Source organism: Actinomyces sp. HMSC075B09 (assembly GCF_001812395.1).
Classification (GTDB): domain Bacteria; phylum Actinomycetota; class Actinomycetes; order Actinomycetales; family Actinomycetaceae; genus Gleimia; species Gleimia europaea.
The window spans coordinates 173,230-199,205 of sequence record NZ_KV808743.1 but is presented as its reverse complement, the minus strand read 5'-3'; the positions used below and the strand labels follow the sequence as shown (position 1 = coordinate 199,205).

The 25,976-nt window shown below is 53.6% G+C and carries 24 protein-coding genes, 1 other RNA gene and 1 riboswitch; of the genes, 16 read left to right on the top strand and 9 right to left on the bottom strand.

The genetic code is table 11. The features are described 5' to 3' along the window. Positions 1 to 90 precede the first annotated feature (90 nt). Positions 91 to 1,029, bottom strand: coding sequence for a serine hydrolase domain-containing protein (locus tag HMPREF2854_RS08420; protein WP_070621229.1), 939 nt, complete (start codon positions 1,027 to 1,029; stop codon positions 91 to 93). 83 nt (positions 1,030 to 1,112) lie between these two features. After that, a riboswitch (SAM riboswitch) is annotated at positions 1,113 to 1,227 on the top strand. Positions 1,228 to 1,241: 14 nt separating this feature from the next. Here HMPREF2854_RS08420 and HMPREF2854_RS08415 point away from each other — a divergent pair. Continuing rightward, complete coding sequence (locus HMPREF2854_RS08415; RefSeq protein WP_070621228.1) at positions 1,242 to 1,712, top strand: hypothetical protein; 471 nt, start codon at positions 1,242 to 1,244, stop codon at positions 1,710 to 1,712. 195 nt (positions 1,713 to 1,907) lie between these two features. Here the strand turns inward: HMPREF2854_RS08415 and HMPREF2854_RS08410 are convergent, their stop codons facing one another. The 3 genes from HMPREF2854_RS08410 to ssrA form a co-directional block, all read right to left on the bottom strand. Then, positions 1,908 to 2,105, bottom strand: a complete 198-nt coding sequence (locus HMPREF2854_RS08410) for a hypothetical protein (RefSeq protein ID WP_070621227.1) — start codon at positions 2,103 to 2,105, stop codon at positions 1,908 to 1,910. 214 nt (positions 2,106 to 2,319) lie between these two features. Next, complete coding sequence (locus HMPREF2854_RS08405) at positions 2,320 to 2,517, bottom strand: hypothetical protein (protein WP_261666694.1); 198 nt, start codon at positions 2,515 to 2,517, stop codon at positions 2,320 to 2,322. Between the two features lie 298 nt (positions 2,518 to 2,815). Further along, positions 2,816 to 3,183: a transfer-messenger RNA gene (gene ssrA, locus HMPREF2854_RS08400) on the bottom strand. Positions 3,184 to 3,406: 223 nt separating this feature from the next. Here ssrA and HMPREF2854_RS08395 point away from each other — a divergent pair. The 6 genes from HMPREF2854_RS08395 (at position 3,407) to galE (ending at position 9,371) form a co-directional block, all read left to right on the top strand. Then, positions 3,407 to 4,468 (top strand): adenylate/guanylate cyclase domain-containing protein, encoded by a 1,062-nt coding sequence (locus tag HMPREF2854_RS08395; RefSeq protein WP_070621225.1) that lies wholly within the window; start codon positions 3,407 to 3,409, stop codon positions 4,466 to 4,468. A gap of 163 nt (positions 4,469 to 4,631) precedes the next feature. After that, positions 4,632 to 5,312 (top strand): response regulator transcription factor, encoded by a 681-nt coding sequence (locus HMPREF2854_RS08390; RefSeq protein WP_034506722.1) that lies wholly within the window; start codon positions 4,632 to 4,634, stop codon positions 5,310 to 5,312. 3 nt (positions 5,313 to 5,315) lie between these two features. Beyond that, a complete protein-coding gene (locus HMPREF2854_RS08385) occupies positions 5,316 to 6,641 on the top strand; it encodes an ATP-binding protein (protein ID WP_070621224.1) in 1,326 nt (441 codons plus the stop codon). Positions 6,642 to 6,708: 67 nt separating this feature from the next. Next, positions 6,709 to 7,830 carry a 5-(carboxyamino)imidazole ribonucleotide synthase gene (locus HMPREF2854_RS08380; RefSeq protein WP_083309471.1) on the top strand — a complete coding sequence of 374 codons (1,122 nt, stop codon included), beginning with the start codon at positions 6,709 to 6,711 and terminating at the stop codon, positions 7,828 to 7,830. A 5-nt stretch (positions 7,831 to 7,835) separates the two neighbouring features. Then, complete coding sequence (gene purE / locus HMPREF2854_RS08375) at positions 7,836 to 8,333, top strand: 5-(carboxyamino)imidazole ribonucleotide mutase (RefSeq protein WP_070621222.1); 498 nt, start codon at positions 7,836 to 7,838, stop codon at positions 8,331 to 8,333. A 21-nt stretch (positions 8,334 to 8,354) separates the two neighbouring features. After that, entirely contained in the window at positions 8,355 to 9,371 is a 1,017-nt protein-coding gene (gene galE / locus HMPREF2854_RS08370) for a UDP-glucose 4-epimerase GalE (protein WP_070621221.1), read from the top strand. Positions 9,372 to 9,444: 73 nt separating this feature from the next. Here galE and HMPREF2854_RS08365 read toward each other — a convergent pair whose 3' ends face one another. The 4 genes from HMPREF2854_RS08365 to HMPREF2854_RS08350 form a co-directional block, all read right to left on the bottom strand. Then, positions 9,445 to 10,494 (bottom strand): LCP family protein, encoded by a 1,050-nt coding sequence (locus HMPREF2854_RS08365; RefSeq protein WP_148130937.1) that lies wholly within the window; start codon positions 10,492 to 10,494, stop codon positions 9,445 to 9,447. A gap of 440 nt (positions 10,495 to 10,934) precedes the next feature. Then, the gene (locus HMPREF2854_RS08360; protein ID WP_070621219.1) at positions 10,935 to 12,254 is read right to left on the bottom strand and encodes an LCP family protein; all 1,320 of its coding nucleotides are present in this window, start codon (positions 12,252 to 12,254) and stop codon (positions 10,935 to 10,937) included. Position 12,255: 1 nt separating this feature from the next. After that, a complete protein-coding gene (locus HMPREF2854_RS08355) occupies positions 12,256 to 12,645 on the bottom strand; it encodes a DUF2304 domain-containing protein (RefSeq protein WP_070621218.1) in 390 nt (129 codons plus the stop codon). Between the two features lie 8 nt (positions 12,646 to 12,653). Beyond that, positions 12,654 to 13,328 carry a glycosyltransferase family 2 protein gene (locus HMPREF2854_RS08350; RefSeq protein WP_070621217.1) on the bottom strand — a complete coding sequence of 225 codons (675 nt, stop codon included), beginning with the start codon at positions 13,326 to 13,328 and terminating at the stop codon, positions 12,654 to 12,656. A gap of 142 nt (positions 13,329 to 13,470) precedes the next feature. Here HMPREF2854_RS08350 and HMPREF2854_RS08345 point away from each other — a divergent pair, with 142 nt between their 5' ends. From HMPREF2854_RS08345 to HMPREF2854_RS08330, 4 genes are all read left to right on the top strand, one after another. Next, positions 13,471 to 14,073 carry an acyltransferase gene (locus tag HMPREF2854_RS08345; protein ID WP_070621216.1) on the top strand — a complete coding sequence of 201 codons (603 nt, stop codon included), beginning with the start codon at positions 13,471 to 13,473 and terminating at the stop codon, positions 14,071 to 14,073. Next, on the top strand, positions 14,073 to 15,176 hold the full coding sequence (locus HMPREF2854_RS08340) for a DegT/DnrJ/EryC1/StrS family aminotransferase (RefSeq protein WP_070621215.1): 1,104 nt from the start codon (positions 14,073 to 14,075) through the stop codon (positions 15,174 to 15,176). Before HMPREF2854_RS08345 ends, HMPREF2854_RS08340 begins: the two co-directional genes overlap by 1 nt. Next, the gene (locus tag HMPREF2854_RS08335) at positions 15,176 to 16,162 is read left to right on the top strand and encodes a Gfo/Idh/MocA family protein (RefSeq protein ID WP_034506466.1); all 987 of its coding nucleotides are present in this window, start codon (positions 15,176 to 15,178) and stop codon (positions 16,160 to 16,162) included. Before HMPREF2854_RS08340 ends, HMPREF2854_RS08335 begins: the two co-directional genes overlap by 1 nt. Positions 16,163 to 16,250: 88 nt before the next feature. Further along, positions 16,251 to 17,546 carry a lipopolysaccharide biosynthesis protein gene (locus HMPREF2854_RS08330; RefSeq protein WP_070621244.1) on the top strand — a complete coding sequence of 432 codons (1,296 nt, stop codon included), beginning with the start codon at positions 16,251 to 16,253 and terminating at the stop codon, positions 17,544 to 17,546. A 32-nt stretch (positions 17,547 to 17,578) separates the two neighbouring features. On the opposite strand, the gene HMPREF2854_RS08325 is transcribed toward HMPREF2854_RS08330, so the two are convergent. Beyond that, positions 17,579 to 19,171, bottom strand: a complete 1,593-nt coding sequence (locus HMPREF2854_RS08325) for an asparagine synthetase B family protein (protein ID WP_070621214.1) — start codon at positions 19,169 to 19,171, stop codon at positions 17,579 to 17,581. 130 nt (positions 19,172 to 19,301) lie between these two features. Between HMPREF2854_RS08325 and HMPREF2854_RS08320 the strand changes: the two genes are divergently transcribed. From HMPREF2854_RS08320 to HMPREF2854_RS08300, 5 genes are read left to right on the top strand one after another with little or no spacing between them, the layout of a single operon-like run. Then, positions 19,302 to 20,402, top strand: coding sequence for a glycosyltransferase family 4 protein (locus HMPREF2854_RS08320; protein ID WP_070621213.1), 1,101 nt, complete (start codon positions 19,302 to 19,304; stop codon positions 20,400 to 20,402). Positions 20,403 to 20,413: 11 nt separating this feature from the next. Then, on the top strand, positions 20,414 to 21,484 hold the full coding sequence (locus tag HMPREF2854_RS08315) for a glycosyltransferase (RefSeq protein WP_070621212.1): 1,071 nt from the start codon (positions 20,414 to 20,416) through the stop codon (positions 21,482 to 21,484). A 4-nt stretch (positions 21,485 to 21,488) separates the two neighbouring features. Then, positions 21,489 to 22,643, top strand: coding sequence for a glycosyltransferase (locus HMPREF2854_RS08310; RefSeq protein WP_083309470.1), 1,155 nt, complete (start codon positions 21,489 to 21,491; stop codon positions 22,641 to 22,643). Beyond that, the gene (locus HMPREF2854_RS08305; protein WP_070621210.1) at positions 22,640 to 23,836 is read left to right on the top strand and encodes a glycosyltransferase; all 1,197 of its coding nucleotides are present in this window, start codon (positions 22,640 to 22,642) and stop codon (positions 23,834 to 23,836) included. Before HMPREF2854_RS08310 ends, HMPREF2854_RS08305 begins: the two co-directional genes overlap by 4 nt. Before the next feature lie 55 nt (positions 23,837 to 23,891). Beyond that, complete coding sequence (locus HMPREF2854_RS08300) at positions 23,892 to 25,928, top strand: DUF6541 family protein (protein WP_070621209.1); 2,037 nt, start codon at positions 23,892 to 23,894, stop codon at positions 25,926 to 25,928. The last annotated feature ends 48 nt before the right edge of the window (positions 25,929 to 25,976 follow it).

Below are 25,976 nucleotides of genomic sequence, written 5' to 3'. Positions count from 1 at the left end.
ATTTAACTAGTCCAACATTCAGGGGACAGTTCATCTAGTGTAAGAGCAACACCCCACCACTTGATTATCCGTGACGAGGATTAGCGGCCGCTAGTAGAGCAGCTCCACGGCCTTGTCCACGAGTTCCTCTAGCCGCTTCACGTCCTTTTGAGTTGCGGTAGTGATCACCACGGCGCCTCGTTCGGGAATGATTGCGAGGGTTTGCCCGTCGGTTCCGTGGCCGAAGAAAATGTTGCCCCGGTTGGAGAGCCACAGGCTGGAGCCGTAGGCATGACGGCGGAAGTACGGGTTTGTAGGCGTGTCCACGCGGGGGGTAAAAGCGGTGAATTGCTTCATGCGTTCAATCCACTGTGGGCTCACAATGCCCTTGCCGCCTTCAAGTAGTAGCTCGCCTATCTTCAGCATGTCGTGGGGTAGGAGCCATAGTCTGGTGGCCCCGGCCAGGTATTTTCCGTAGCGCTCCCACCTGTAATCGGTTATGCCAAGCGGGTTAAATAGCGCGCGCCTGATGTAGTCCTCTAGGTCCTCACCAAGGAATTCTTGCAGGTAGATAGACATGAGGTAGAAGCCTGCGTTGGAATACAGGTAGTAAGTTCCCGCCTCGTGCACGATTGGTTCGTTGACGATGTAGTTAATGTAATCAGCGGGGTCCATGTCTTGAATGTCGCCGCGCATCATCAAGATGCGGTCAAACCCGATGGTGTGGTTCATCAAGTGTTTGATTTTGATGTGCTGCCACTTTTCAAGGTTTTCTGGGTCTTTGACTTCGCACAGGTTCTTGAGCACCGGCCATACCGGTGTGTCTTCGGTTAGATCGTCGCGCGATTCGATGACGGTGCCTAGAACGAGGGCGAGGACAGTCTTAGAGATCGATCGAATATCTGACGGTCCGGTGTGTCCGCGGAAGGCGTGGAGGTATTCGCTGTTGCCCTGTTTGACGAGCAGATACTCCATTTGAAGCGGGTTCCCAGAGCCATCTTTGGCTTCCTCGAAGAGCTTTACTAGGCCATCAAATTGTTGCTGATCCATTTCGACCTCACTTGTGTAAGAGCTTCGCTCAAGCCTAACAGCTATGCCTTGACAGGTGCTCCGTTTGGGGTATCCTGTCGGTGGATCAAGAAGTCCAACGTTAAGCCCCTCGGCTAGTTGGCTGGCAACCGCGTGTCGCACACGGTGCCCCTGAGGGAAGATCCGCCGCTAAACAGAAGTTTGGCGGACGCGCGATTTTTAAGGAGCTCACTATGAGCAAGGACCCACTTTTCCCTGTTAGCCCCTGCCAGTTGATGATTGCGGGACATAGGCCGCATTGGATCCAGGCAAAGATTTCTACTAGAGGCCCGATCTATCCGGTTGAGATCATCGGCGTCGAGGGTAATTACGTTACTTTCGGGAACGATGAGCAGGTGTGGACATTTTGGAATCATTCTGAAGAAGAACTTCAGAATATGTTGGCCTATGTGAGGAAGCATCCCGACGCCCGGATCGAGTTCCGCGAGAAGGGTACAGCACTTTGCGTTGGCGATAGAAAAAGCGTAAGGCTGTACAGTTTGACGTCCAAGCCTAATGGTCAGTGCTCTACCAATCCCATGCATCCGGACGGGTTCATGATTCCAGGTTCGACAGTTGACGATCCTGCGGTAAAGGAACTGTTCAAGCAGGTGGTGGAGAATGCCCGCAAATCTGCGGTGGAAAGCGAAGCTAGCGGGGAGTGAGGCACCAGTTGCCTAACAATGCCGCCGGGTGCGATACCGTACAAGCGGTCCGTGCCCGGCGTGCGTTCCAGCAATCCCTTGCAGCTATCGTGCTATTCGGCGGCCGAGCTGTCTAGGTTATAACAACACCCCGGCCCGAACGGGCCGGAGTGAAACTGTGAATTTTTGATGAGCTAGAGGAGTCCATCCTTATTTCTACTCGTAGTAGTCGACGTAATCCCAGCTCACTTCACCGCGAAGACGTGGAATTGCATCGCGCCAACGCTCAGGGAATCCCAGGTCGCGTAGCTTGTTCTTCAGGTCTTCGTCTGAATAGAGTTTGTTCTCCTCAGGAGTGAGAACGTATCCGAAAAACTCCTCGGTGGTGCGATCCATTAAATTCTTGTCTGTCATGAGCTCAATCTATCGAGAAAAGTGCTTGAAATGAAGGAATTACTGGAATGGGATGAGCTGTTTAGTCATCGTTGACTCGGAAGATACGGTTCTCATCGTCTTTCAGGGCTGTTCCTTCCTACCCGTTTCGGGCACACCAAAACCCCTAGCCCAAACGGGCCAGGGGTAAAACTATGAAACGCCTATCAAGGCATAGCTTTAGGAGGCATAAATCCTATTCGTAGAACTCGTTGTAGTCCCAGCTGATCTCACCCCGAAGGCGAGGAATGATGTTTCTCCACGCGCGCGGGAAACCAAGATCTGCGAGCTTTTGTTTTAGATCTTGATCTGAGTACTTCTCATTCTCTTCAGATGTTAGGACATATCCGCCGATTTCATCGATAGAAAAATCCATAATATCTCTCTGCCGCATATTGCTATTCTATTCTGTCAATTCTGTGGGTAAAGGGGACGAGCGTTTCTTGCCAGGCGACTAACCGGAAGAATATTTCCGTACTGGCTAATGAATCGTGGGTGGTGTCTTCTAAAAAATATCTACTGCGCGAATCCGCGAAAATGTTGAAGCGAGGCGTAGTTGGTGAACGTACATGTTCATTAGGGATAATGAGTGTTTGTCGTCGTTCTGATAGATGCAAATTTCGCACCAACTCAAGCCTTGCAGGGCGTTTACCGCATAAAATAAGGCCTCCCAGCGGGTGCTAGGAGGCCAGTAGTGGAGATGCCGGGAATTGAACCCGGGTCCAACGATCCACCCCAATTTCTTCTCCGGGCGCAGTTTGCAATAAGTTTCTCAGCCACTAGCAACATGCAAACCTGCAACTAGGTGGCTCAGTTGAGAAAGTGTCGGTCACCGCCTCCCAACACGGCGGCAACCCAGTGGCTCATAAAACGACGCCAGGAACCAAACTCAGAGCATTGCTTGGGCTGACGGACTTGCTCGCTAGATTAGGCAGCGAGGGCAAAGTCGGTGCGGTTCTGTTCAGCACCTATTGTTTTGAATACATGGTTAACGAGGTCAGTAGACATCCTCGGCCCGCTTCACATCGATTGAAGATCGCTGTCGAAACCGATCATCCCCCTATGTAGTTTTCCATCCCTAACCCCGCTCATGGTGGCGGCCTCCAAAATATTTTTAGAAAACCAGCGCAACCAAAATGCGATTGTTAAGGACAAGTAAGTATAAGGCGAAATCCAACAATAAATCAATGGATAGCGCGAAATAAACCGCAAAACGGCCCGTGGCTGCTGCCAGGTTTCTAAACAGTCGCTAACCAGCTCACCAAAAGACTAGAGTTGAGGTGATGCATAACACCCCCGACGCCGGTCAGTCGCCTTCAACTACAGGGTCCTACAGGAAGATCCTGCTGGGCGGCGAACCAACGCTAAGCGCAGCAGATATAGCGGCGCGCACCGAAACCCCAGTAACCCGCGTTAATTCCTATTGGGTTGCCATGGGGTTCGCTCCGGCTGTCGAAGGAGAGGTTGTATTCACCACGCAGGACCTCAAGGCATACCAGCGTTGGTCCGATCTGATCGACTCGGGTCGCATTGACCTGCAGACCGGGCTGTCGCTCGTTCGCGCGCAAGCACACATTACAGACAGGCTCGTGCTGTGGCAGATGGAGGCCCTCGTCGATGACGTGGCGCGCAGATACACATTAGATGACACGTCCGCCAGGCTCGTCACGTTAGACAAGTTCCGCGAATTCCTGCCCTTCCTTGAAGAGGAGCTCATTTACTCTTGGAAACGCCAACTTGAATCAATCATTACGCGCGTCGATCAGGAAGTTTCGCACCGTGGTCGCGAACGGGAAACAAACAGCTTCCCACTTATTCGCACGCTCGGCTTCGTGGACATGGTCTCCTACACGTCTTCGTCCGTTTCACTTCCCGAAGAGGACCTCGTTGACCTGATCGACCAGTTCGAAACCGTGTGCCGCATCGTGATCCCGTCCGCGGGAGGGCGCGTAGTGAAAATGATTGGCGATGCCGTGTTCTACATCGCTGATGATCTGCCAACCGGACTGCGCGTAGTTACCGAACTGATGCAGCGCTTAAACAGTATGCGCAAAATGTTGCCCGTACGCGCATCGATTGTGCAGGGGGCAGTGTTTTCGAGGTCGGGGGACGTCTTTGGGCCGCCCGTGAATCTCGCTTCGCGGCTGGTTGATGTAGCTCCGGTTGGGCAAATCATTACCGACGGAGAAACCGCCGGCAAGATCGCGCGCGGCGAGGCTGGGCCTTGGTATCGCGTGTCGGCAGCCAAGGAAGCTGATCTGCGAGGAGTGGGCCGGGTAGTCCCGTTCCAGGTGAGCGTTGAAGACCGTCCACCTGTTGAACATTTGCCAATTGAATCTCTTTAAACTTTAATCATTCAATTTCGCGAACAATTCGTATAGGAAACGTCTATATGTAGCGAAAAACTGATTACAGGCACGCTCAAATAGTAAAAAGTATCTTGATGTCGCATTACATTTTACTTCCTCAAGGCGTGTGCAATGCCCAAATATGGCCTACTATAAAAGCGTGACTACTGTTCTTTTGGTTGAAGATGATCCTGCTATTGCAGAGCCCCTAGCTCGCGCGCTTGGCCGTGAGGGCTACGAAGTTAGGGCACACGGCACCGGTCGTGGAGCTCTAAACGAGGTTGATAGTGCCGACCTCATCGTTCTTGATCTTGGACTTCCCGATATGGACGGGCTGGATGTAGCTCGCCAGGTGCGCAAACTTGGGCTGTCCACCCCGATTTTGATTTTGACTGCTCGTGCGGACGAGGTCGACATGGTTGTCGGCCTTGACGCTGGCGCGGATGATTACGTGACAAAGCCGTTCCGCCTTGCAGAGCTACTTGCCCGTGTTCGCGCACTGTTGCGTCGCACGGGAACCGAAGAGGCTGATGGCGAACTCACCGTGCAGGACGTTCGCGTCGATGTGGGTGCGCACCGCGCATTCGTGAAAGATCGTGAGTTGCAGCTAACCGCTAAGGAATTCGACCTGCTCCGCGTCCTCGTTCGTGAGGCGGGCAATGTGGTCGAGCGCGACGTGCTGATGCGCGAGGTTTGGGGTTCGGATCCTACCGGTTCCACCAAGACGCTCGACATGCATGTTTCCTGGCTACGTCGCAAGCTGGGCGACGACGCTGCGGATCCGCACTACATCACCACCGTTCGCGGCATGGGATTCAGGTTCGAAAAAGAGCGGGCCTAACACATGCGCGCACGCGTTATTAAAATGATCGCCACGGCTGTGACCGTGGCGGTCTTAATTCTGGGCATTCCCTCGCTTTTCATTGGCGGCGGTCTGGTTTGGCAGTCCGCACAGCATAATCTTCAGTCGCGCACGCAACTACTCGGCAATATGGTTGAGCGCAGAATCCAATCGGGGGATGACCTTACCCAGCGCAACCTTGACAACTGGGTGCTGGGAAACGATCTGCTCAGCGGCGCGTTCGTGCGTGTGAACAATCCGGGTGAAGCCGGCCTTGTTGAAAGAGGAGGACGTGTTGGGGCTCCTCGCATGACCGCCTCAGTTGTCTTGCCGTCGGGTACCACGGTACGTAGCGAGATTTCGGCATGGCCAACAATCCTCTCAATCGCGCGCCTTGTTGCGGTGTTTCTCGCCGGTATTATGGCCTCCCTTGCAGTTGGTTATTGGTTAGCTTTGCGTGGATCACGGCGCATTTCCGCGCCCCTTATTTATCTGGCTGCGCAGGCAGAGCAAATCGGTTCCGGACAGGTTCGGGCTCGCGTGAACCCTTCCGGTATTGAAGAGATTGATCTCGTCCAAGAAGAGCTTGTGCGCACAGGGGAGCGCATGGCTGGCCGGCTTGCTGCGGAACGCCAGTTCGCTGCCAACGCCTCACACCAGTTGCGTACGCCGCTCACCGCTTTATCCATGCGTTTGGAGGAGATCGAGCTCATCACGGACGATCCGGAGATTCAAAGTGAGGTGCGTGTATGCCTTGAACAGGTTGAGCGCCTCACGCAGGTGATTGGCGACCTTCTGACCACAACCAAGAGCGCAGGAGGTAACGCGGAGGCAATCCACGTACTCGAAATTTTTAATCAGCAGCGCGAAGAGTGGGAGGAAACATTCGAGACAGAGGGGCGAGAGCTGATTTTCACAGACGAGGCCGCGCAACCTGTGCTTACATCAGCGTCGGTACTATCGCAGGTCTTGGCAACGCTGATTGAGAACTCGCTTCGTTATGGAGCGGGCACAACCCGAGTGGTGTGCCGCAAGGGAACATCGTCGCGTGGAGTTCTGATTGACGTTTCTGACGAAGGCGAAGGCATAGCCGAAGACATGACGGAGATGATTTTTGAAAAGGGCGTCTCTGCGCATGGATCTACGGGCATTGGCCTTCCGCTGGCACGCGACCTCATTAAAGGAACGGGCGGCCGGCTAGAACTGACGCAGGCAAAACCCGCAGTCTTCACTGTCTCACTACCGGCAATGCCAACCAGCTTGGACCCGGACGTTGTGATGCCAGAGGGAATGCTGGTGTCGGTGGGCAGGCGCAAGCGCAGATTCTAAAGCGAGGGGGGCGGCCTGCAGGTGAGACGGGCCGCCGCTATCGAGCCGTGCGCGATAGGCTGAACGGGTGAGTCGAACAATAGCTGTGGTTGGCGGCGGACAGCTTGCCAGAATGATGGTCCCTCCAGCAACTGAGCTGGCAATTACTTTAAAAACCATGGTCGAAGCCAGTGACGGTTCAGCCGCGCAGGTCACCGTGAATGCGCCCGTGGGTGACCCGAAGATCCTCGATGACATGAAGTCGTTGATCAAGGGCGCCGACGTGCTTACGTTCGAGCATGAGCACATCCCGCCCCAGATCCTTGCCGAGTGCGCCGGTATATCTATCCAGCCGCCGGCAAGCGCCCTTTTGTATGCGCAAAATAAGCTCGCCATGCGCAAGAAACTGCAGGACATTGGGGCGCCAGTGCCCAGGTGGGCGCAGGCTACCAGCCGCGAGGACGTGGCAGAGTTTGGCGATGAGGTCGGCTGGCCCGTTATCGCAAAAACACCGACGGGCGGTTACGACGGCAAGGGTGTTCGAGTGGTTGCGGACGCTCGCGGCGTTGATGATTGGCTGGCTACCGGGCCGGTGTTGCTGGAGGAAAAGGTGCCGTTTACCCGCGAAGTTGCGGTGCTCTTGGCGCGCACGCCCTCCGGTGAGGTGAAGCAGTGGCCGGTCGCGGAATCGATCCAAGAAGACGGCATTTGCTCTGAGGTGATTGCGCCAGCCCCCTCGTTATCTGAAGAGGTCGCGGCGCGAGCGCAAGCTGTCGGTGATCTGATTGCGCGCGAACTTGGAGTGACGGGCGTCCTGGCCGTTGAAATGTTTGTTGTGGATGGTCAGGAGCCAGTTCTGTTGGTCAATGAGCTTGCAATGCGTCCGCACAACACGGGCCACTGGACGATTGACGGTGCGCTGACCAGTCAGTTTGAGCAGCATTTGCGTGCGGTTTTGGATCTTCCCCTTGGTGAAACCACTCCGATTCCGGGGGTTTGGGTGATGAAGAACCTGCTTGGTTCTAAGTACGAGGATGCCTCTCATGCCCTCCCGGACGTGCTGAAGCAGCTGCCCGGAGTCCACGTCCATCTGTACGGAAAGAGCGTGCGCCCCGGGCGTAAGCTCGGTCACGTAACGGTGTGTGCCGCTGATGTGAAGACAGCTCGTGACAAGGCGGGCAAGGCCATCGATATTCTGTTTGGAAAGTGAGCGACATGGTTCAAGTTGGCATCGTAATGGGGTCTGATTCGGACTGGAAGGTCATGGGCCAGGCCGCTGAGGTCATGCGCGAGTTTGACGTTGAGTTCGAGGCACGCGTGGTTTCCGCCCACCGCACGCCGGAGGCGATGTTGCAGTACGGCAAGGAAGCCGCACAGCGTGGACTAAAGGTGATTATTGCCGGTGCTGGGGGAGCCGCACACCTGCCGGGTATGCTCGCTTCGGCAACGCCGTTGCCGGTTGTCGGCGTACCTGTGCCGCTCAAATACCTCGACGGTATGGATTCACTGTTATCGATTGTGCAGATGCCCGCCGGGGTTCCCGTCGCTACCGTTTCGGTTGGCGGGGCGCGTAACGCGGGCCTCCTCGCGGTTCGAATGCTTGCTATGTCAGATCAGACGCTGCAACAAAAGATGGAGCGTTTCCAGCAGGATTTGGCCGAGCAGTCCAGTCAGAAAAACCAGACTTTGCAACGATCTTTAGAAACCGATTAGTGAGAGTTTTAGACTGTAGTTATGAGCATTATGGTGATTGGCGGCGCCGGTTACATCGGCGCCCATGTAGTTAGGCTTTTGCAGGAACGCGGCGATGAGGTTGTGGTTGTTGACGACCTATCGTATGGAACGAAGGATCGCATTGGTTCCGCTAAGCTCGTACAGCTTGACGTTGCAGATACGGCGTCGAGCGAGGCCTTGTTGAACACGATGGTGGACGAGGACGTTACGGCCGTGATTCATTTTGCGGCCCGCAAACAGGTGGGCGAGTCGGTGTCGCGCCCTGCCTGGTACTACCAACAGAATGTGGGCGGCATGGCTAACGTGATGTTGGCTATGGAAAAGGCTGGTGTGAACCAGATGATCTTTTCCTCTTCCGCGGCGGTTTACGGTATGCCACCGGTTGAAGTAGTGAACGAGGACATCGAGAAGCATCCGATTAATCCCTATGGCGAAACGAAGTTCATTGGCGAGTGGATGATGGCTGATTGCGAGCGCGCCTGGGGCTTGCGTTGGATCGGCTTGCGCTACTTTAACGTGGCGGGCTCAGGCTGGGATGATTTGGGAGATCCAGCAACACTAAACTTGATCCCCATGATTTTTGAGCGCTTGGCACGCGGTAAGGCTCCCGCCATTTTCGGCACGGATTATCCTACGGAAGATGGCACATGCATCCGCGATTACATCCACGTGAAGGATTTGGCGCGCGCTCACATTGACGCGCTGGATGCCCTGGCATCCGAGTCGGATCTAAAGCACAACGTTTACAACGTGGGTACGGGCAAGGGCACCTCAGTACGCGAGATTGTCGATGCGTGTCGCGAGGTAAGTGGCATTAACTTTGAGGCTGAGGAGCAGGATCGCCGCGCCGGTGACCCACCCCAGTTGATTGGCAACGCTAGCCGTATCACGGAAGATCTGGGCTGGAACGCTGAGTATGATGTTGCACAGATCGTAGAGTCGGCATGGAGCGCTTGGCAGGCAGGTCCCCGCAAGATTGACGTTGCAGCCACTAACGAGTTGTTTAAGAAGAACTAGATTTTCGTAGTTCAATACAGCGGGGTGAGCGATCTGTATGGATCGCTCACCCCGCAACTGTTTGAAAGCGACGCTAGGGAAGTCCGTTGGCGTTTAGCTCCGCGGAGGTAAGGGAGCCGTTGGCGAGTTTGCGGAAGAACTCATCCGCATCGTCGTCAAGCAACACGGCAGATCCTTGACTGGTTTCGAACGCAATCGTAGCAATCGGGGGAGTACCCGTATTGCCACTCGACGTTGCGGCTCTGAAGTCCAATGCCATTCGCGCAAGTTCAAGACTCGATGTATCCGGGTCGGTGGTCACAGACTGAGCTGCGGCCGAGGATATCTTCATTTGCCGCACAGGGTTCAAGGAATTCGTTGGAAGGGCCGCCGTCTTAACGATTGCTCCGATAACCTGACGTTGTCTTTCCGCGCGTCCAATGTCCCCATTTGGATCGGAGTAGCGCATGCGGGCAAAGGCAAGAGCAGTGCGCCCATCCGCGTTGTGGCAACCGGCCTGCCACACGAGTTCGGAGCGAGGATCATCAACGTCGTAGTCGAGGCAGAGCTCAACTCCGTTCATAGCATCCACGATGTCGACAACGCCCTGCATTCCCACTTCCACGTAGTGGTCAACTGTGATGCCACTGAGTTCTTCAACAGTGTCTACCAGCAGTTCGGGGCCTCCATATGAGAATGAGGCGTTGATTTTGCCTTCCCCGTATTCGGGGATATCAACCCACGTGTCGCGGGGGATCGACACCAGGTAGGCGTTGCCGTTGGGAGCACGGTGAAGCAGCATGATCGTGTCCGACCTGTGTCCCTCGGTTTCGTCGGTGAATTGTGTACCGTCGCGCGAGTCTGACCCGGCAATTAGGTAGGTAGTTCCCGGCGTGTCGCCGGCCCCGCTCAGGGCATCTACGTGTTCGACTTTTCCGCCCGCCCAGCTGAGCAGTAACAAGGGCCATCCAATCAGTATTGCCAGCATTACCAGAACGGTTACGATGGCGCGGCGACGCCTGTTTGGTTTGCGTCGGGCGGCGCCGGCCTGAGGTGCGCTCGGTACAGTGGGCGCGGTTGGACGAGGCTGTGGTTTCCAGGCAGAGGAGGCCGCTACTGCGCGGTTGGTGCGCGCTGGTTCCATTGGTGTTCTCGATGTAGATGAGTGCCGGTTTGGCGCGTACGAGGGAGGAACCTGCTCGCGCGATCGGCTTGATGCCGGTGCATATGAGGGCGGAGTTTGCCGCCTTTCCGGCTGAGATGACGCGCGATCCACGCGGGGCTTGTGCTCGCGGGGCGGGATCGGTTTTTGTGTGGCGGAAGAGTTAGTCGAGCGCTCACGCTGGCTGGGAACGCCGTCACGCGCAACTTGGGAGTTGCGATAGTTACGCTTCGCTGGGAAGGAAGCGGAGCGTCCGTGCGAGTTTGACGCTGAGTTTGGGCCGGCTTTAGGAGCAGTAGCCCCGTTGCTCAAACGTCCATTAGCCTTCTTCTGAACGCGTTTTGCACCTTCCGTGGAGGGGCGGTTACGGCCTTCTCGCGGTGGAATGCTAGGTGGGATGCTCTTGGGAGGCTCGCCGTCGTTCACAGGCCCCCTCCCTCACCATCATTGTCCCTCAGATACTCGTCTTGAGAGCCGTCGGAGCCTTCAAATCCTTCCCCGTTTGGATTGGTTTCGGTAGGTTCTTCGAGGAATACCACGTTGCCTTCAGAGTCAGTGATCCAAATATTGGAAGGCAAGGGCGCATCCTTTTGGATGGATTCCCAAAGCTCGTCTGCTTGCCAGGTAGGAATTACGCGGTTGGGGTCCCAAGGTGCTTCGGTGAGTGGCATGGTTACGAATTGTAAGCCATCACCTGAAAGCCCGGATAGTGAGTACGCGAGACCCATGGACGTGTTTATCCGCGAGAAGTCTGAAGACGTCTTAATGATGTCCAGAGATTCGGACAAGAAGGCATAGAGCTTCGGGAAATCCGTCAGCAAGTTTTGCGATTGGGCGGTGTGGAAGATGCGCCCCATCAGCTCTTGTTGGCGGCCAATGCGCGAAATATCAGATCCGTTTCCAACTTCCTTCCGCGCCCTGGCGTAGGCGAGGGCATCATGTCCGTTGAGTACATGGCATCCGGCGGATATATTGAGTTCCGCAGCTTCGTCATAAAGGTCTTCTTCGAAGCACATTTCTACGCCGCCAAGGGCATTTATGACTCTTTCGAACCCTGCAAAGTCAAACAGTATGAAGCCGTCAATGGGAATGCCGGTTAGCTCTTCTACGGTTCGCCAGGTGCAACCCACGCCGGCATCAAGGTTTTCTTGGTTGTATTCGGAGCCAATGGACATGGCCCAGTTGATTTGCCCGGTTTGCGGGTAAGTTTCGGTTCCATCCTTGAGAACGCACGAGGGGATGTCCACGATAGTGTCGCGTGGAATGGATACGAGCTGTACACGTGAGCGGTCTTCCGAGATATGCGCAATGATTGTCACGTCTGCTCGCATGGAGGCGTCGTCATCGTCTCCGTACCGGGAGTTACCTTCACCGACACGCGAGTCCGTGCCAAGTAGAAGGATATTCACAGGGCGCCCATCAAAGCTGTCCACAGGGGGACGCGCTTCGTTACGGGGAGCAAATTGTTCGACTTGTAGTTCGGACTTTGCAACTCGGTTTGAGAGGTCGTAGTACAAGAGCCCAGCCGAGGTGCCAACAAAAAGTATCACGGCAAACAGGGCTGCACTAATGGTTCGCAAGGTGGGCCGTTTGAATCGGAACACTGCGTGCCGAGGCTTCTGTGCTGAACGCGGGCGGCGCCTGTTCGGTTTGGGCACGCTGTCGAGCATTCGCCTGCCCTGGTCGCGTACCAGGTTGCGGACGTCCTCCTCTTGGAGGTTCTTGGTTTCTTGCTCGTTCACGCTAGTCCTCGGATTCTGTGGACTTATTGGTTGTTTGTTCGCCGTCGCGAACCGTTGCTAGCGCGATGGTGCGCGATAGCTGGGTGAGCTTGCGTTCGACTGCAGCATCACGTCTGTATGCGGTGACGAGGGTGCTAAAGAATGCAAGCGTTAACCCGTAAAGCAACAGGTCAGTGCCACGTCCGATGCCCAGCGATACAGCGATGTAGGAGAGCAGGGAGGGAAATAGTGCGGCCAAGACTGCGAAGGCCACGAAGAACATCATGGAAAGCCGGCGCATTGCGAGGTGCTGTGCAGATTTAACGGGCTTCATGATGAAGTATGTCGCTATCAGCAGGATGGCGACGATCAGGAGTTTAATGAACCATTGTGATCCAAATATTGCTGACATTTCCGCTCCTACTTCATGATTAGTTCGACCAAAATGTTGATCGAGTTCAGTAGTGATTGGCCCTTGGAACGCGAGTAATCCGTGTAGATGATGTGCACGGGCATTTCGCGCCATTTGAGTTTAGTGTCGAAAAGCTGGTACACGATTTCGGATGCGTGAGCCATCCTGTTTTGGGTGATTTCGATTTGCTCGAGGGCATCACGGCGGATTACTCGAAGGCCGTTATGTGCGTCGGTAAGTTGCTCGCCGGTGCGCATGCGAGTGACGAATGCTGCGGTTTTAAGAACGAGTTTCTTGAACGCTCCAGTTTCGGCTTTGCCTTCAAGGAAGCGTGATCCAAATACGAAGCCGAGGTCTTCGCTCTCTGCCGCGTTTAGCATGGCAAGCGCGTCTTCAATGCGGTGCTGCCCGTCGGCGTCGTAGGTCACGACGTATTTTGCGTCGGTGTTTTCGAGTACGTAGCTGAACCCGGTTTGAAGGGCGGCTCCCTGTCCAAGGTTAATGGGGTGGACGGCAACTTTGACGCCGGCTGCGAGGGCCTCTGCGATGGAGTTGTCATTTGAACCGTCATCAACGCAGATGATGTTCGGGAAGGTTTTGCGTACTTCTGTGAGTACTTCACGCACGACTTTGCCCTCGTTGTATAGGGGAACAACGAGCCATGTTTTGTCTGTCAGTTGCATGTGTGCCCTGTGATTCTTCAAATTTACGTCTCTAATCGCTAACCACTTTACAATCTTTAAGTGTAAAAACGCTGATTAGCCGCCGCTATTCACTGTGATTATGAGCGTAGAATGAATCTGACTGTAACTGAACGGAGGACTTATGCCGAGAATAGTCGATAGTGCAGACGTTTCAGCTGAGGCGAAGATTGGTGAGGGAACTTCAATCTGGCACCTCGCACAGGTTCGCGAAAATGCTGAGATCGGAAAGAACTGCATTGTTGGCCGCGGCGCTTATATTGGCGAGGGCGTGAAGATGGGGGATAACTGCAAGGTGCAGAATTATGCCCTGGTTTATGAGCCTGCTGAGCTTGCCGATGGCGTTTTTGTTGGCCCGGCTGCTGTCCTGACTAATGACTTGTTCCCGCGTGCGATTAATGCGGATGGCTCGCTAAAGAGTGCGTCTGATTGGGATCACGTGGGCGTGACGCTAAAGCGTGGAGCTTCTGTTGGTGCCCGCGCGGTGTGTGTGGCTCCTGTGACGGTTGGCGAGTGGGCCACTGTTGCGGCAGGCTCGGTCGTCACGAAGGATGTGCCAGATTTTGCATTGGTTGCCGGGGTTCCAGCCCGCCGGATTGGTTGGGTTGGGCAAAGTGGCGTGAGGCTACAACCGGTTGAAGGTAGTGAAAATCGTTTCAAGTGCCCAAAGACTGGGCAAATTTTTGAACAGATTAGCGATAGTGAGCTAAGAGAGGTTAGCGAGTAATGACCCGAGAGATGATTCCCGCAGCAAAACCATTGATTGGTGAGGAAGAAGTTGCAGCCGTTACTGCAGTTCTCCGCTCTGGCATGGTTGCGCAGGGCCCGCAGGTAGCTGCTTTTGAAGAGGAATTCACGCAGAAGATGACGCCGGGGGCCGAGTCGATTGCCGTGAACTCCGGTACTTCCGCTCTTCACATTGGTTTGTTGGCTTCTGGTATTGGCGCAGGCGATGAGGTCATTGTGCCCTCGTTTACGTTCGCCGCTACCGGCAACTCCGTTGCTATTGCAGGTGCCAAGCCAGTGTTTGCGGACATCGATCTCGAGCATTTCTGCTTGGATCCAAAGTCCGTGGAGGCTTCTATCACGGAGCGTACTAAGGCGATTATGCCCGTCCACCTTTACGGTCACCCAGCTCCCATGAATGATCTGAAGAAGATTGCAGACAAACACGGCCTCATGTTGTTCGAGGATGCTGCGCAGGCTCACGGTGCTTCACTGGATGGTAAGAAGGTCGGAACATTCGGTACGTTCGCGGCATTCTCGTTCTACCCGACTAAGAATATGACTGCCGGTGAAGGCGGCATGATCACCACCACGGATCCCGAGGTGGCACGCAATAGCCGTTTGCTGCGCAACCAGGGTATGGAGAAGCGCTACGCAAATGAGCTGGTTGGTTTGAACAACCGCATGACTGATATTCACGCCGCGATTGGCCGCGAACAGTTGAAGAAGGTTGGCGCGTGGACGCAGAAGCGCCAGGAAAACGCGAAGTTCCTTTCAGAAAACCTTGAGGGCGTTGTTGTCCCAGCTGTTGCCAAGGGCGCTGTGCATGTTTACCACCAGTACACGATTCGCGTGGTTGATACTGACCGCGATCGTTTCATGGAGGCGCTGCGCGACGAGTACCAGGTTGGTTCGGGCGTTTACTACCCGATTCCAAACCACCGCTTGCCCTCCCTTGCTCCCTACGCTCCGAGCCTTGAGCTACCGGTAACCGAAGAGGCCGCGAAGACCGTGGTTTCGCTTCCGGTTCACCCCTCGCTCTCTCAGGCTGACCTGGATCGCATTGTTGAGGCCGTGAATGCTCTTGCTAAGGCGGGTGCTTAATGTCTGATATTCGAGTTGGTGTTCTTGGCATTGGCTCCATGGGCCGCCACCACGTGCGTAATGCACGTGAGACGGAGGGCTTTGAGCTAGTTGCGCTCGCGGACCCAGGCGGTGACCGCTTTGACGTGGCTCGCGGCATGGAGGTTCTGCCGGGCGTTGAGCAGATGCTCGAGGTCGGTATTGATGCAGCTGTTGTGGCTGTACCTACCGCTTACCATTTCGAGGCCGTGATGAAGCTGGCTGAGGCCGGTGTACACACGCTGGTTGAAAAGCCGCTGGCCTCCACCCTTGAAGAGGGCGAAGCAATGGTGAAGGCGTTTGACGAAGCTGGCGTGGTTGGCGCGGTTGGCTACGTGGAGCGCTGTAACCCGGCGTTGTTGGAGATGCGACGCTTGGTTTCGGAGGGTTACCTCGGTGAGGTCTACCAGGTTGTGACTCGCCGCCAGTCCCCGTTCCCGGCTCGCATTTCGGATGTGGGCGTGGTGAAGGATCTGGCAACGCATGACGTGGATTTGGCTGCGTGGGTTGCAGGCTCTGAGTACGAGTCGATCTATGCGCAGACTGCTTACCGTTCGGGCCGTGAGTTTGAAGACATGGTCTCGGCTACCGGCCGTTTTAAGAATGGTGTACTGGTTAGCCACTTGGTTAACTGGCTTACTCCGTTCAAGGATCGCATTACGATCGTTACGGGTGAACGTGGCGCTCTTGTGGCTGATACCGCGATGTCTGATTTGACGTTCTACGAGAATGGTCGTTTCCCGGTTGAGTGGGATCAGATCGCGGCATTCCGCGGCGTGTCTGAGGGCGAGGTTACGCGTTTTGCTCTGGTTAAGCGCGAGCCGCTCCGCGTTGAGCATGAGCATTTCCGTGACGCCATCCTAGGCACAGGCACGGAGCACGTGACGATGCGTGAGGGCCTACAGACTATGAAGGTGATTCAGGCGATGCTAGATTCGGCCGCGTCTGGTGAGGCTGTGAAGCTGTAGTTCAGTGCTTTGGTGCAGGGGCGGTTCTGCTTCGATTTGGAGCGGGACTGCCCCTGTCCTTATCTTTGAGTGTGGTTAGGGGGAGTTGTTGTTCGACAGGATTAGTTCTTATGTGAAGAGTGTCGCGGCTTCTTCTCCGTTTCTTCGTCACGTCTTGACACTTGTGACGGGTACGGCACTTGCACAGATGGTTGTCTTCTTCATGATGATGATCATTACCCGGCTTTATGGGCGTGAAGCGTTAGGAGAGTTGGGTACTTTCAACTCGATAGTTGCTATTGCAGTTGCGATTGCTGCTGGGCGCTACGATATGGCGTTGATGCTTGAGAAGGATGATCGTGACGCAAAGGTAGTTGCCATGCTGGCGCTACGCCTGATCGCGATCAACTCGTTAGTAATAACTGTTTTGGCGTTCCCTCTACGTGATGTTGTAGCCAATCTTTATTCTGAAACGGTTGCAAGCTGGATGCCTCTAGCCGGCCTGACCACATTTTTTATGGCAGGCGCAACTTTGTTCCAGTATTGGTATAACCGGAAAACTGATTACAAGACCATCGCTAAAAACCGCGTGGTGCAACAGGTTGGAACCAGTAGCGGTCAGGTGGTATTCGGATGGGCAGGTATCCATACTCTTCCCGGCCTGGTGGGTGGCCAGATTGTTGGGCAGGCTTATGCCTTCTTTAATCTTGGGATCCGGGCTAAGGATTTGCGCACGCTAGATGTATCCGGGGCTCGCCCAATGCGCAAACTTGCCCGCAAGCATTGGAAGATGCCTGCATTGAATGGCCCGAATGTGCTGATTGATGCGGTAAGAATCAACGGCATTAATCTGCTTATTGGACGAGTCTCCATTGGCGATTTTGGCGAGTACAACATCGCGAACCAGGTAGTAAATGTCCCCGTGATGTTGATCAATTCAGCTGTTTCACAGGTATTTTTCCAAAAGCTCTCTACGATCGAGCCGGGCCAAATGTTGCCGGAAGTTAAGAACGTAATCAAACGCGCAATTCTGATCGGAGTGGCCCCGTTTGCCCTTCTATGGCTGGTTGCGCCGTGGCTGCTACCGATTTTGTTTGGAGCAGATTTTAGCCAGTCGGGTTATTTTGCACGTGCTCTTATCCCATGGATGGCGATGCTACTCATCACCTCACCAATTTCGACGATGTTTGTTGTTACTGGTACGCAACACTGGTTGTTGATCTACTCGATCCTTTACACGATCGGTCCATTGACCTGGTTGCTTCTGTCTCCACTGGATCTGCTTGGAACCGTCTACGTTATGGGAGCAATTATGGCTGCATTCTTGGTTGCAATGACCGTAATGTCTGTTTTCGCAGCCCGCCGATTTGATCGACGCGAACTCGCCACCGAGGATTCCGTCTAGCACTTTGCCCTAGGCCTGGCCGAAGGCATGGATCATTTGCTTGGAGGTAGCACAGCGCCTTCTGGCGTCCACGTCCCTTCCAAGAAAAGCTTGCTGTATATTCCCAGGATCGTCCTGCCCTTTAGTAACTTCCAATCCAGTTGTCTGGGCGTTAAGTTTCCGGTGAGTGCTTCAAATGCCATCGGATGGTGGCGGGTCACATGTGCCGCGTAGGCTTTTTCAATAACGTCTGACAGTCCAATAAGATCGAGGGCTTTCTTGAGTGTCTTCTTGAACGTGGGATCCAACTGTGCAGCGGGGCCGCCGAAGTTGGGCAGGGAAGTTCCGGAGACATGTTCGTAACGTTCGTTGGTGAAGCGGATGTACGGTTCACGGTCGTCTCCCCAGGCCTTTGGCGTGCCGGTGAACCAACTGTCCCATGCCTTGGCTTCAAGCATGGGCATTGCCCACTGGAAGCCAAAATGCTCGTATGCCCGAACGGAATTGTTGATGTATTTTGCCTGACGCTCTAGCAGGTTGAACTGAATGAATACCAGTATCTTGTCCAGTTGATCTGCATCTGGCCAGTACTGTTGCAAGAATGCGGAAAGTTTATCGCGCGAGTAGCTGTGCGTTGCCGCGAACCCCGGGTCCCCTTGCAAGGTGAAGTGATGCTCGGCAAGTACGCGCGCCATGTCTGCGTACCCAAGCGTTAGATTCGGATCGTAAGCCCACACGTCGTGTTCGTTTCCCACCACCGTGTGTCCAGGGCTAACGACGCCGAGCGGATCTACATCCGGATCGTTCTTAAGTTCGCCCAATGCATACCAATCTTGGATGTGAGGAAGGGCGTTCCCGCTCCAGGTATCCTTCAAAAACGCGGTGGTATCGCGGCTGTACCAGCGTTGTCGTACCTTGGCAGGATCTAGTTCCACGAATTTCCACTCGTATCCCAGGCCGGTTGCGACCATGCGTGAGATTTCTGCTTCAGATGAGTCTTTTACGCCGTAGGTAAACGCGAGTACATTGTCGGCGCCAACTTCTCTTAGCGCAGTCATGAAAAGGCGTGAGTCTGCTCCGCCCGAGAGTGGAATTAAAACTTGGTGGCCGCGCGCATCATCTACAAAATTGGAAGTGAGTTCAAGAATGGTCTGGTAGAACTCTTCCATGAGTGCATCAGGATCATTTTGTGTCTGTTCATGGTTGAACGCGCTAGCGTGAGCAGTGAGACGAACATCTTTAGTCGAGCTGAACTCGGCGATTGTTCCGGCTGGTACCGTCTGCACATCCTCGATGAGCGTATCGGTTCCAAGCACGAATGCGGTGTGAAGAAACTCTAGTGCTGCCTCTTCATTGCGCACAGGGTTCTTCATCATCTGGGTTAGCTCATCGGGGGACGAAGACAAGACCAGCTCATTGCCGATGTAGGTGTAAAGAATCGGGAACGAACGCAAACCATCCGTGATTGCCCAAACGTGATCGTCGCGTTGAATGATCGCCGCCCAGTTTCCACGTTGAGCTGCGACGAAATCAGTGATTGAACTACCAGTTAAAGCTTCGGGGGACACATTTAGGGCTGAACGCCACCATAGGTGCCCGTTTGGCATATCAAACTGTTCCCACTTTGGTGCATCCGCAATCTTCACTGAGCATCCCTTTCTTGACTGGCCTTTCTAAGCTTACAGGCTAGGTGTATGGATACTGAATACTCGTCTTGACTCTCGGGGTGGGTTAGGATGAATAAATAATCTTAGATATCTATTGGGGGAGAGCGGAATGCGCGTTGGCATTGTTACGCCGTGGTTTCCTACGCAGGTGAACCCGAGTTCAGGCGCGTTTGTTCTGAAAGATAGTCAGGCGTTGCGTGAAGCGGGCGTGGACTTAAGCGTTGTGCATTTGGTACCTCCCCATGAAGATGACGGAAGCCGCAAGACAGTTGTTTCGGGCATTAGAACTATTCGGGTGCCGATGAGCACCTCCAATCCGTTAGACATAGTGCGTGCACGTCTTGAAATAGCGCCATTGATTAAAGATTTTGATGTGGTACATACCCAGGCAATTTCTGCTATCGAGCCATTTGTGTTCGGTCGCCCCAAACAGTTTTGGGTGCACACCGAGCACTGGTCTGGGATAACCAACCCGCAAACTCTGCCCGCGTCATGGCAAAAACTTCGCCCTGCCCTCTTGAAGATGGAGTTACTTCCAGATGTTGCTGTTGCCGTCTGCGACTATCTAGCACAGCCGCTACGGCGCATCCGCGGTTCGAAACCGGTTGAGGTTATTCCGTGTCAGGTTCCATCGCCCGCAAAGGTGGTAGCGCGGCGTGAGCGTGACGGAGTTATCCGCTTGGTCTCTACTGGAGCGCTAGTTGAACGCAAGGATCCTCTGCTCGCTGTTCGCGTGCTGGATGAGCTCAGAAAACGTGGTTTTGAGGCCACACTAACTTGGCTAGGGGATGGGCCGTTGCGTGGCGAGGCCATCTCGCTTGCTACTGAACTAGGCGTTGACGCGAAATTCCCTGGGACAGTAGACAAAGCGGGCGTGCAAAAGGCGCTTACGGAAGCCGATGTTTTCATTGGCCCAACTCAAGGTGAGAACTTCTTCGTAGCTGCTGCCGAGGCGATTGTTAATGGTCGTCCGCTAGTTGTAGGAGCTAATGGCGGTCACGGGGAGTACATTGATCCGGCGATTGGCAGGCTCATGAGCGTGCAGGATGCGGGCGGATATGCCGACGCGGTTGTCGACCTGTTCGAGAATACCGCTGATTGGGATGCGCAGCGTATTGCTGCAACGGTTGGCGATAGTTTTGAGCCGCATACGATTGCTACCTCGTATATTGATCTGTACAAGCGTGGTATTGAGAAGCGAGGCTTCTGACATTGGTAAGGATGATTTATCATGCGGCCTACAAGCTTAACTACGAGTCTGTTTCCGCTTCTGCGATCCGGCCGCGAAGGATGCTTCAAGCATTCAAAGATGCGGGCTTTGAAGTTTTCGACTTGACGGGACAGAGTTCGGTTCGAAAAGCGAAGTTCCGTAAGTTGAAGGCGAAGCTAGCCGGTGGGGAACAGTTCGCGTTCATGTATTCAGAATCTGCGACAATTCCCGCCATGATTGGCGATACCAACCACTTTCCGCATTTGCTACTTGATGCACAAATTTTTCGCACGCTGAAAAAGTATGGTGTGCCTACGTCGGTTTTTTACCGAGACTTGTACTGGGCGTATGACGAATACGAGGAGCGAGTCGGCAAACCACTTGCAACGGCAATGCGCGCGTTATACAGGTATGAGTTAGCGCTATATAAGCGTTACGCCGATACTATTTTCGTTCCGTCAGTTGAAATGGCTAATGAGTTGCCTCAACTTAGTGCTTCGAAGATCGTTGCATTACCTTCTGGTGGAGAGATCGTTGACCTAGGTGCGCCTGCGGAACCTGTAAACATGTTCTACGTAGGAAATGTTTCTAGCCATTATCGCTTGCATGAGATTGTTAAGGCTGTACGGGAGCTTCCTGACGTCACATTCACTATATGTACGGGCCGAGATAACTGGGAACAAGTCAAGGATGAATACCAAGCAGACGCTCCCAACATTCACATAGTTCACGCACGCGGTGACGAATTAAATCGTTACTATCAGAGTTCAAACATAGCAGTATTGACTATGGAACCTAGTCACTATCGTTCGTTTGCTATGCCGTTCAAGTTGTTTGAATACGTTGGGCGGGGAAAACCTATATTAGCCACCAATGGCACCCTGGCAGCGCGAGTTATTCACGAAAATGGTTGGGGCTGGACCGCAGACAACAGCAAAGAGGAACTTGTCAAAGTCTTAAGAGAATTATCTACCAACCCACGTGAGATCGTGTCTCGTACAGAAAAGGTATGTATGGATCGAGCGAATAACACATGGCTAGCACGTGCCCAGACAGTCAGCGAAACCTTGGTAGAGGGATGAGGAGATGCACGTTTTATGGACGCCGTCATGGTACCCGAGCTCGGAGTTTCGGCTTAACGGGCACTTTTTTGAAGAGGCCATAGATATTCTGCGGAATTATGGGCATGAGGTAGGAGTATATTGTCTAGATCCCAAGAGCTTTTGGCAACACGGTAACCATCAGCTTCAGATAGATCGCGACAAGCGTGTAATACGCCAGACGGTGAGGACAGTACCGCGCGGAATTCTGCCTGGAGACTACACTCTTATTAAACTCCATGCGATTGAGGCTGCCCGAGCCTATGCGAAGCATTGGGGCAAACCAGACATTATTCACGCGCAATCCGTTTTCCCGGGTATCCTCACAGCAAAGGTCATGGCTGCATATTGGGATATTCCGTTTGGTATTACGGAGCATAGAGAATCCACACTCTACGCTAACGAGAGCACTCCCCGCTTCCGAGCAATTAAACAGGCGGTTAAAGATGCAGATTTCAGGCTAGGGGTTTCTCCTAACTTTGCGAAGGAACTCGGGGAGAAGTACGGAACGGAATTCGGCGTTGGAACGCTACCTGTTCCGCAGACATTTTATAATTATCCGTTACATGCTCCGAAGCCTGGAAAGATGCAGTTCGTTCATATTTCTAGTCTGGAACGTAGGAAACGTGTTGAAGAGACGATAATCGCGCTCAAAGTGCTTGTTGATGAAGGATTCGACGTATGCCTTGATGTTATTGGCGGACCTGAGAATCGCTGGACTGAGGTACGCGCTTTTGCTGAGGAATTAGGGGTTGCTGGTGTAGTCAATGTGCTTGGCCAAGTCAGTCGCGATGAACTACCGAGCGTGCTTTCCACTAAGGACGTACTGGTTTTGGTATCTTCAATCGAAACAGCTGGCATGGTTTTTGCCGAAGCGCAAGCATTGGGCATTCCCGTAATTGCATCAGCAAGTTTAGGCGGCGCGCACATGGTCCAAGAGGAAACGGGAATTCTGGTGCCAATCGACGATCACGATGCGCTGGTAGATGCGATGCGTGATTTTGCCTCGGGCAGTGTTATTAAAGAACCAGAAGAAGTAAGGCGGGTAGCCTACGAGAGATTCTCAGGAGACGCATACGCAAAACTCCACACAAACGTTTATCAACAAGCGCTTTGTGAGCGTGAGGAAACGGAATCATGATTCTTACGGGGCTCATTGTTAGCCGGATTTTCGCACCAGAACCGTCCGCAGCATCACTACGCCTTAAAGCAGTAAAACGCGGGTTGGAAGAAGCAGGATCGAAAATTCGTGTATTTACCACTGAACCACCCGCGAGTGTTGAGGCTGAACCAGATAGCACCATCTGTCGGGTCCCTGTCTTGCGTGACAAAGAGGGCTACGTTAAAGGCTACCTGTCATATGCCTCGTTTGATATCCAAGCTTTTTTGAAGCTACTCATAATGCCAAAAGTCGACTTCATCCTGGTTGAGCCGCCTCCAACTACTGGAACGATTGCGCGCGTGGCATGCACGATTCGCCGTATCCCATACTTTTGGTATGCGGCGGATGTGTGGTCTGATGCCACAGACAGCATGGATGTTCCCGGCTTCGTGAAGAAGACGGTACGGGCAATCGAGACGTTTGTCATCAGGGGAGCACGCGGTTGTATCGCCGTATCCGACGGCGTAGCGCAAAGAGTGCAGGAGATGGGCGCTAAGTCGGTGGCAGTTGTGCCAAATGGTGCAGACACCGAGCTTTTCAATCCGGAGGTCCCTAGGCTTGCTCTGGAAGAAAAGAGCCGGATGCACATCTCGCATCCATACTTCATCTATGCGGGTACAGCGTCAGGGTGGCAGGGAGCTGAATTGTTCGCGAACGCATTTGAGAAGTTCTGGAATCCAGGCCGTGACATTCAGTTCCTTTACTTGACAAGGGGGGACAGCGTCTCCGAGCTTGAGAAAATTGCGGATAGGCTTGCAAAGAAGGCGCAAGCGGCGGGTGCGGACTATGAGCCCCTAGTGGTCCAGAAGACCGTACCGCCCCAGGAAGCAGCTAGTTGGCAGAGCGAGGCTATCGCGAGTTGTGTCTCTATTCAGCCGGGAATCGGTTATGACCTCGCATACCCAACTAAAGCACTAACCGCTCTATCGTGCGGAACTCCTGTTCTCTATGCTGGTGTTGGGCCGGCAATAGGCGATATTGAAGATAATGATCTCGGCATTTGTGTTCCCTATAGCGAGAAATCGGTGCTTGAGGCTATGGGAACTCTGCTTAACGAAACGCGTGAGACGCGAGATCCACAGCGCCTGCACAAATGGGTAGAAGAGAACCGATCTATGAAGGCAGTGGGGAACGCCGTGGCTACTTACATTGCCGATAGAACTGCGACATGACTTACGATAAAGGACTCTTTTGGAAACTTTAAGTCAGTGGGTTCCGGTTCTGCCAATGCTCCTTTCAGTCTTGGCGATAATAGCGGTACCGGGAGCCGTAATATCAACAGTTTTATTTCCAAAAGCCTCACCAACATTGCGGTTAGCCGCTGCGCCGGCCTGGAGTGTTGGCCTCATATTTTTATGGTCGCTTTTCAATAACCTGTTTCCATTTAGATGGGGCCTGATACCGTTCATTGGCTTCAGCGTGCTCGCTGTTGTGGGCGCCTGGATTCTGGCGCGGACCAGCCTGGGTAAAAATGTTGCCGCCATGATTCCTCAAAACACCCTGTCGGGTAGGCACGTAGCAACTCGCCTGGTCATGACGGTAATTGTTTGGATTGCAGTAATTCTTCCAATCATCTTGACGGTCAGCCCCGTTGACATCGTGCAAGGTGGCGATTCGAGCTACCACTATAACCAGTTGTGGCTCATGGAGAGAACGGGTAATGCTTTCCCCCTAGACTCCAATGCAACCATGGCAGGCTTGAGCGACGCTGGGTGGTACTACCCAAATACTTGGCATGCGATGCTTAGCCTCGTGACTAACGGGCCGAGCCAGGCCATTATTGCGGCTAATTCGTTGCTGGTGATAACGCCTCTATTATGGCTGGTTGGGGTTGGCGCTTGGTCGGTTGCTATCGGCGGTAAACAGAGCTTGTATGAATGGAGCTTACTTGGCTCTGCTCTGGCGCCAATAGCAATGATTAGATTGCAACTGGAGACTACGCTGTGGCCATTCGTTCTGGGAATGGTCATGATGCCCGGAATGATGGCGCTTTGGTATTACGCAACAAAGACCATCAGAAGACTGACTTCGATTCGGAACATTGCGGGGTCAATTTTTGCGGTGCTGTTTGTAACCTCGGTTCCCATTCTGGGCTTAATCGGGATTCACCCGTCTACTATGCTTCCACCGTCTTTTGCTTTCTTTGTGTACCTGCTGTTTGAGCTTATTCGGGTCGGAGTCATCTTCTATAAGCGCGGTAACAAACAGAGGGCAGCGCGAAATATTGCTGGCGCCCTGTTCCTCTTCTATCTGATGGTGTTCGTTGTTGATGGGCCAACTCCTGCTCGAAATATCCTGTTTCACAGATTCCCTAAAGTAGGGTGGGATTCTGCTCCAGAAAAACTATTTGCCAGTGCCACGCTCTACATGCCCTACGGGGGAATAAGGGCACTTTCTTTCTACGGTATTGTGCTTCTGCTGCTTCTAGCGGCTCTGTTTATTGCGTATAGGCGGCGCCGTTGGATTATGCTTGCAGGTTGGCTATCGCAGTGGCTTCTCGTGATTGGCACATTCTTCCCAATCTCAGGGTTGAGCCGTATTACCAGCCTTTACTACAACTATCCGGACAGGCCCAAGGCGGCGCTTGCTATTTTCGTAGTTCCGCTATTCGCTATTCTGGCAGACACTGTCTGGAACAAGTTAGTAGCCGCTAGGGGTGCAAGGGTAGACCGTTACAAGTGGGGAGCAGTGATGCTCTCTACTCTCCTAATGTATGCGTGGATAGCTCCGGCAATCGCGCAAAGCGTTCATCAGGCGTTCTATCCTGATCGCGATAACGTCCGATTCTTGGCCGACAAAGACGAAATTGAGATGATTCAACGAGCAAAGGAAACTCTTCCGCCGGATACAATGGTGATGGGTGACCCAGCGGCTGGAGCCGCGTTACTACAACCTTTGTCTAACGTGAAAACGGTTTGGCCATACCCTAACAATCCGGGTAATCGAGACGACGTTATTTTATTACAAAATTTCAAAGATATTGCGACAAATGCGCGCATTTGCGAGATCCTTGAAGCTCACGGGATTGAATACTTCTACGCGGATAGGCCTTCTTACTATAACGGGCGGGATACAGACATGATGCGCCCTGGGCTCTACGGTGTTCCCTTAAACAACGGATTCGAAAAGATAGATTCTGGCGGTAGCGCAGCCATTTACAAGATTAATTTCTGTTCTTCGCCTGGACGCCCCGACTATTACCCATTTGAACGCACCGCTACTACTTGCATTTTGGAAGGTGGGCAAGAGGCCTGTATTGAGTAAGCGTCTATTCTCGATTGGTAATGAAAATGCGGTTGCACAAGTCAGAAT

Excerpts from the sequence above, each read along its gene's own strand:
- HMPREF2854_RS08310 (WP_083309470.1), top strand. The coding sequence starts at position 21,489 with ATGCACGTTTTATGGACGCCGTCATGGTACCCGAGCTCGGAGTTTCGG.
- HMPREF2854_RS08395 (WP_070621225.1), top strand. The coding sequence starts at position 3,407 with ATGCATAACACCCCCGACGCCGGTCAGTCGCCTTCAACTACAGGGTCC.
- HMPREF2854_RS08385 (WP_070621224.1), top strand. The coding sequence starts at position 5,316 with ATGCGCGCACGCGTTATTAAAATGATCGCCACGGCTGTGACCGTGGCG.
- purE (WP_070621222.1), top strand. The coding sequence starts at position 7,836 with ATGGTTCAAGTTGGCATCGTAATGGGGTCTGATTCGGACTGGAAGGTC.
- HMPREF2854_RS08355 (WP_070621218.1), bottom strand. The coding sequence starts at position 12,645 with ATGTCAGCAATATTTGGATCACAATGGTTCATTAAACTCCTGATCGTC.
- HMPREF2854_RS08420 (WP_070621229.1), bottom strand. The coding sequence starts at position 1,029 with ATGGATCAGCAACAATTTGATGGCCTAGTAAAGCTCTTCGAGGAAGCC.
- HMPREF2854_RS08315 (WP_070621212.1), top strand. The coding sequence starts at position 20,414 with ATGATTTATCATGCGGCCTACAAGCTTAACTACGAGTCTGTTTCCGCT.
- HMPREF2854_RS08300 (WP_070621209.1), top strand. The coding sequence starts at position 23,892 with ATGCTCCTTTCAGTCTTGGCGATAATAGCGGTACCGGGAGCCGTAATA.
- HMPREF2854_RS08320 (WP_070621213.1), top strand. The coding sequence starts at position 19,302 with ATGCGCGTTGGCATTGTTACGCCGTGGTTTCCTACGCAGGTGAACCCG.
- HMPREF2854_RS08410 (WP_070621227.1), bottom strand. The coding sequence starts at position 2,105 with ATGACAGACAAGAATTTAATGGATCGCACCACCGAGGAGTTTTTCGGA.
- HMPREF2854_RS08405 (WP_261666694.1), bottom strand. The coding sequence starts at position 2,517 with ATGCGGCAGAGAGATATTATGGATTTTTCTATCGATGAAATCGGCGGA.
- galE (WP_070621221.1), top strand. The coding sequence starts at position 8,355 with ATGAGCATTATGGTGATTGGCGGCGCCGGTTACATCGGCGCCCATGTA.
- HMPREF2854_RS08340 (WP_070621215.1), top strand. The coding sequence starts at position 14,073 with ATGACCCGAGAGATGATTCCCGCAGCAAAACCATTGATTGGTGAGGAA.
- HMPREF2854_RS08305 (WP_070621210.1), top strand. The coding sequence starts at position 22,640 with ATGATTCTTACGGGGCTCATTGTTAGCCGGATTTTCGCACCAGAACCG.
- HMPREF2854_RS08365 (WP_148130937.1), bottom strand. The coding sequence starts at position 10,494 with ATGGAACCAGCGCGCACCAACCGCGCAGTAGCGGCCTCCTCTGCCTGG.
- HMPREF2854_RS08350 (WP_070621217.1), bottom strand. The coding sequence starts at position 13,328 with ATGCAACTGACAGACAAAACATGGCTCGTTGTTCCCCTATACAACGAG.
- HMPREF2854_RS08335 (WP_034506466.1), top strand. The coding sequence starts at position 15,176 with ATGTCTGATATTCGAGTTGGTGTTCTTGGCATTGGCTCCATGGGCCGC.
- HMPREF2854_RS08415 (WP_070621228.1), top strand. The coding sequence starts at position 1,242 with ATGAGCAAGGACCCACTTTTCCCTGTTAGCCCCTGCCAGTTGATGATT.
- HMPREF2854_RS08345 (WP_070621216.1), top strand. The coding sequence starts at position 13,471 with ATGCCGAGAATAGTCGATAGTGCAGACGTTTCAGCTGAGGCGAAGATT.